This window comes from Rivularia sp. UHCC 0363, from assembly GCF_034931125.1.
Lineage (GTDB): Bacteria > Cyanobacteriota > Cyanobacteriia > Cyanobacteriales > Nostocaceae > Rivularia.
Genome location: NZ_JAYGHM010000027.1, coordinates 92,237 through 97,293, shown reverse-complemented (window position 1 = coordinate 97,293; position 5,057 = coordinate 92,237). Strand labels below are relative to the sequence as shown.

The 5,057-nt window shown below is 39.5% G+C and carries 4 protein-coding genes; 3 read left to right on the top strand and 1 reads right to left on the bottom strand.

Annotated elements, in window-relative coordinates:
- Positions 1-74: 74 nt before the first annotated feature.
- Positions 75-596 carry a gamma carbonic anhydrase family protein gene (locus tag VB797_RS16910; RefSeq protein ID WP_323238878.1) on the bottom strand — a complete coding sequence of 174 codons (522 nt, stop codon included), beginning with the start codon at positions 594-596 and terminating at the stop codon, positions 75-77.
- Positions 597-891: 295 nt separating this feature from the next.
- Here VB797_RS16910 and VB797_RS16905 point away from each other — a divergent pair, with 295 nt between their 5' ends.
- The 3 genes from VB797_RS16905 to VB797_RS16895 all read left to right on the top strand — a co-directional run bounded on the left by VB797_RS16905 (position 892) and on the right by VB797_RS16895 (position 4,946).
- Positions 892-1,413, top strand: a complete 522-nt coding sequence (locus tag VB797_RS16905; RefSeq protein ID WP_323238877.1) for a TIGR02652 family protein — start codon at positions 892-894, stop codon at positions 1,411-1,413.
- A 111-nt stretch (positions 1,414-1,524) separates the two neighbouring features.
- Positions 1,525-1,962 carry a VOC family protein gene (locus tag VB797_RS16900; protein ID WP_323238876.1) on the top strand — a complete coding sequence of 146 codons (438 nt, stop codon included), beginning with the start codon at positions 1,525-1,527 and terminating at the stop codon, positions 1,960-1,962.
- A gap of 149 nt (positions 1,963-2,111) precedes the next feature.
- Positions 2,112-4,946, top strand: coding sequence for a pitrilysin family protein (locus VB797_RS16895; RefSeq protein ID WP_323238875.1), 2,835 nt, complete (start codon positions 2,112-2,114; stop codon positions 4,944-4,946).
- The last annotated feature ends 111 nt before the right edge of the window (positions 4,947-5,057 follow it).

Sequence of the window (5,057 nt, the reverse complement as noted above, 5' to 3'; positions counted from 1 at the left end):
CCATCCCCCAATCCCCCCATCTCCCCATCTCCCCATCTCCCCATCCCCCCATCTCCCCTTGTCCCCTTCCATCCTTAACTAAATCCCAAATCCGTACCTTTCCCAGCATGAACTAAAGCCAATTTTTGATAGCGTTTTGCGTGTTCGATCAGTTCTGCTGCTTGTTCGGGTGAGTTTTGACGCATGACTTTACCTGGAACCCCAATTACGAGGGATAATGGAGGAACGTTTTTAGTTACTACTGCACCAGCACCGATAATGCTTCCAGTTCCTACGCGGACTCCATCAAGAATTATTGCACCAATACCGATCAAAGTACCGCGTTCGATGTATGCAGAATGAATTACGGCTCGATGTCCAACAGTAACGTAATCTTCTAAAATAGTTGGTTTACCTGGATCGCCGTGGAGAATGGCTCCATCTTGGATGTTCGTATATTTACCGATTTGAATGCGTTCTACATCGCCTCTGACCACTGCACCGTACCAAATGCTTGCTCCTGTAGCAATGTTAACCGAACCCATAACTACAGCATTGGCTGCTACGAATGCTGCTGCGGAAATATCGGGAGAAGACCAGTAGGAAGGAGTAGACACGATAGAATATAAATATGCTATTGAGAATCAGCCGGACTCTAATCAGAATATCACGACTGAATTTTCAACTTCTAAATAGTCTTTATTCTGTAACAGTTAAAATGTCAATAAACTTTTTACCTTCTAAAAAACCATATTCATTGTTTCAGCCATGCTGTACTAATAAATAATGAATATAGTTCTTATTCTTAATCGGCTTACTATAACTTTAAGTGATTACCTATAGGAGTTTTATTGCAAGTGTAAAATTCAATAAATATAAGGCGATAAAAATAAAGATGTTTATATACACTTCATGATGAATCTAAGCTTGCAGTACCCTATATATGGGCCCGAAATTCAGTGTCCGCATTGCCGTCAAACTATTCCGGCACTTACATTAACTGATACCTACTTATGTCCAAGACACGGAGCTTTTGAAGCTAATCCGGAAACAAGCGAGTTGATTCACCTCCAGTCTGGGCGACATTGGCGCAGATGGAAAGGTGAATGGTATCGTCAGCACAATCATCCCGATGGCATTCGATTTGAAATTCACGAAGCCTTAGATAAGCTTTATACTCAAGGCTATCGAGCTACTAAGGTAATTATTGCTCGCCGGTATCAGGAATTAATGGGCGGTTATTTGGAGCGTAGTTCGCCTTGGCGCGGGCAAAACTCAGAAACTGCTTCTACACGATTGTACGGCTTACCAGTAGATTTTAGTCCCGATGAAACTGAAAATACTGGTGATTCTTGTTGGGAGGTAATCAATTTTGATTTAGAAAAAGAACCGGGCGTTCCGGTACGCTATCCTTACTTTAGGTTGTTTGAATAATCGGAAATGTTAGGAGTTGGGTGTTTGATCGCTCCTAACCTTTGTTTTTATAAATTTCAATCATATTTTCGATATTTTGGTACTATTTAAGACTATTGAAGATTATCTAAGATGCACCATGCTTCTATTCGGACTGCGGATATCCATCAGGCGATCGCCTTTTACGAACAGTTAGATTTTCAAGTATGCGAGCGCTTCACCACTGGCTATACTTTGGCTTGTTGGATGGAGGGATTGTTCGGGAGGATTGAATTAATTCAAATTCCTGAGCCTAAACCTGCTGCGGATGCATTTGCTGATGAACATTATGTCGGGTACTACCATTTATCTTTCGATATAAGCGAAGTCGCATCCGATTTACCTAGTTGGCTGGCAAATATTAAACAGAATTTTGCCGAAGCATCCCGCAAGCAACCAGAAATAATCCAGCCCTTGAAGGTACTTTTAGAACCCACTCAGCAGCAAATAGGCAGTTGTATCTATGAAGTTGCTTTTATTGCTGATGCCGATAACTTACCTTTGGAATTTATTCGTAGTTTAGAAAACTAAAAAAACTAAATAGTTGTAAATAATTACTTTTATCTGTAGAATAAATGCTCTCTGTAGTGTTCCCGAGGCAGCAGATTCATTCGAGCGATTAAACTATATTCAATTAAAAAAAATCTGTAGTTCAGCTTACAGATTAATCAAGCAAATAAATGTCTGTATATTTTAGATTATTGCGTGTTCGTCGTTTTCCGTATTTGCTTTTAGGACTAGGGCTGATCCTAGCTCTATTTCTTGGTGGTGAATCAAGTTACAGCAAACTTGTGGCTGTGTCTAAATGCGTAAATAGTAATAAACAATTAGTGGCACAGAAAAAGACGGTATTAACAGTCGCGGACAACGTTAATAAAATTATCTTAGAAAATGGTCTTACAGTCATTACCAAAGAAGTACATACCGCACCAGTGGTTAGCGTACAGATGTGGTACAAGGTAGGAACCCGCAATGAAAAACCAGGTGTGAACGGTATTGCTCACCAATTGGAACATATGATGTTCAAAGGTACAAAGAGCCGTCCGGTACAGTTTGGGCGACTTTTTAGTGCTTTGGGTAGCGATTCAAATGCTTTTACCAGTCACGACCAAACAGTCTATTACAGTACTGCCGAACGTAATAAATTAAAAGCGATTTTAACTTTAGAAGCAGATAGAATGCAAAATGCTGTTATTGACACCGAACAGCTAGAAAGTGAAAAACGGGTAGTAATTTCGGAGTTGAAAGGTTACGAAAATGGTCCGGAATACCGCTTGAATCAAGCAGTAATGCGGGCAGCTTTTCCCAACCATCCTTATGGATTACCTGTAGGCGGTACGGAGAAGGATGTAGAAAAATTTACTGTAGAGCAGGTAAAAAAATACTATGAGAATTTTTATAGTCCTAACAATGCCATATTAGTAATTGTCGGTGATTTTGAAAGCGCTAAAACGATTCAAGCTGTCAAAGATATATTTGAAAATATACCTGTAAACCAAAATAAAAATTTTTTAGAACAAGCTACAGTTAAAAATTCTATTATTACAAATTCCTCCCAACCAATTGTATTAAAACAACCGGGGGCTGCACCTTTATTTCAAGCTGTATATACTTTACCTTCAGCGAAACATCCTGATGTACCAGTTTTGGATGTGATGGATTATATCTTCGCAGAAGGAAGAAACTCGCGTTTGTATCAAAATTTAGTAGATTCGGGAATAGCTAATGATGTATCTGCGACTGTAGTTAGTTTACAAGAAGCTGGTTGGTATGAATTATTAGTAACGGCGAATTCCACTGCTAAATTATCCAAAATTGAATCTATAGTTAATCGTGAAATCAGCGATTTAAGAAATGAAGAAGTTACTTCAGAAGAATTAAATAGAGCAAAAGCGCAGTTAGAAGCTTCAGTAATTTTAAGTAACCGTGATATTACCTCTTTAGCGATGCAGTTGGGTAATGATGAAGCAACCACTGGAGATTATACTTATACCGATCGCTATTTAGCTGCCATTCAAAAAGTCACAGCCCAAGATGTACGTCGAGTCGCTCAAAAATACCTCGCACAGAGCGATCGAGCAGTAGGCTTTTTTGAACCAACTCAGTTAAAAGCTAAAGAAAAAAGCGATCGCAAACAACTTTATACGGAAAACAGCGAACACTTTTCTAAAAGTACCGTAGCGAGCGGGGACATAATTAAGTACTTACCAGCAGTAGATTCGACTATCGCTTCCACAAGTCGAATCATACCGTCCAAGTTTACTTTACCTAATGGTTTAGAGATTTTACTGCTACCAGATAAAAGTACTTCTACAGTAACTTTAGCTGGTTATATTAAAGCTGGTGCGGAATTTGACTCGCATAATAAAGCAGGATTAGCATCTTTAGTTGCAGATAATTTGATCAACGGTACTAAAGATCAAGATTTCCTGAGTATAGCTAGAATAATGGATGATTGCGGCGCAAGTTTAGACTTTAAAACCTACCGTGAAGGTATTTATATTGAAGGTAACAGCTTGTCGGATAACTTATCAGTTTTAGTGGAAACGTTAGGAAATGCGATTAGAAATCCGACCTTTCCCCGTCAGCAATTACAGCTAACCCGTCAACAAGCTTTAACTGCTCTCAAGCAAGACTTGGACGATCCAGAAGAAGTTGCTCAAAGAACCTTTTCACAGACAGTTTTTCCGAAAACACATCCTTCTTATAGTTTTCCTTCAGAACAGAGTTTGCACAAAATTACTCGTGCTGATGTTGTAAATTTTCACAAAAAGCATTATCGTCCCGACACCACAGTATTAGCTTTAGTTGGTAATTTTGAACCCATAGCAGTCAAAAAACTGATTGAAACAAAATTTGGTGATTGGCAAGTTTCGGGGAAAATACCTAAAATTGATTATCCATCAGTACATTTGCCCGAATCAATAGTCCGGGTTAATCCCGTAGTTGCTGGAAAAGCGCAAGCAGTTACCTTCATGGGTAGCAAAGCAATTAACCGTCAAGATCCTAGATACTATGCAGCAACAATTTTAAATCATATTTTGGGTGGAGATACCATATCAAGTAGACTTGGTTCTCAAATACGCGATCGCTTAGGCTTAACTTACGGTATTTATAGTAACTTTCTCGCTGGGAGAAATTCCGGGACATTTTTGATTGAAATGCAAACAAGTCCCGAAGATACCGTAAAGGCGATCGCTAGCACCCGCCAACTTCTAGAAGATATGCATAAAAAGGGTGTTACATCTGCGGAGGTTGAGAATGCAAAACACAACTTGACTGGCAATTACAACGTTTCTCTCGCTTCTCCAGATGAATTAACCTATAGGATTATTAGAAATAACGTATTAGGTTTAGATACAGAAGAGCTACGTAGCTATACTGATAAAATTCAAGCAGTTACACCTGCCCAAGTTAATCAAGCAGCCAGCGAGCTACTTTATCCAGACAAAATTGTAGTAGTAACCGCAGGACCAGCAGTTTTAGCTGACAAAGGGAAAAAAGGCGATCAGTAGGGAAGATGGGGAGATGGGGAGATGGGGGGATGGGGAGATGGGGAGATGGGGGGATGGGGAGACAATTCGTAATTATTAACTCCTAACTCCTAACTCCTCACTCCTAACTCC

Coding starts and splice junctions, on each gene's coding strand:
- VB797_RS16900 (WP_323238876.1), top strand. CDS start 1,525: ATGCACCATGCTTCTATTCGGACTGCGGATATCCATCAGGCGATCGCC.
- VB797_RS16905 (WP_323238877.1), top strand. CDS start 892: ATGATGAATCTAAGCTTGCAGTACCCTATATATGGGCCCGAAATTCAG.
- VB797_RS16895 (WP_323238875.1), top strand. CDS start 2,112: ATGTCTGTATATTTTAGATTATTGCGTGTTCGTCGTTTTCCGTATTTG.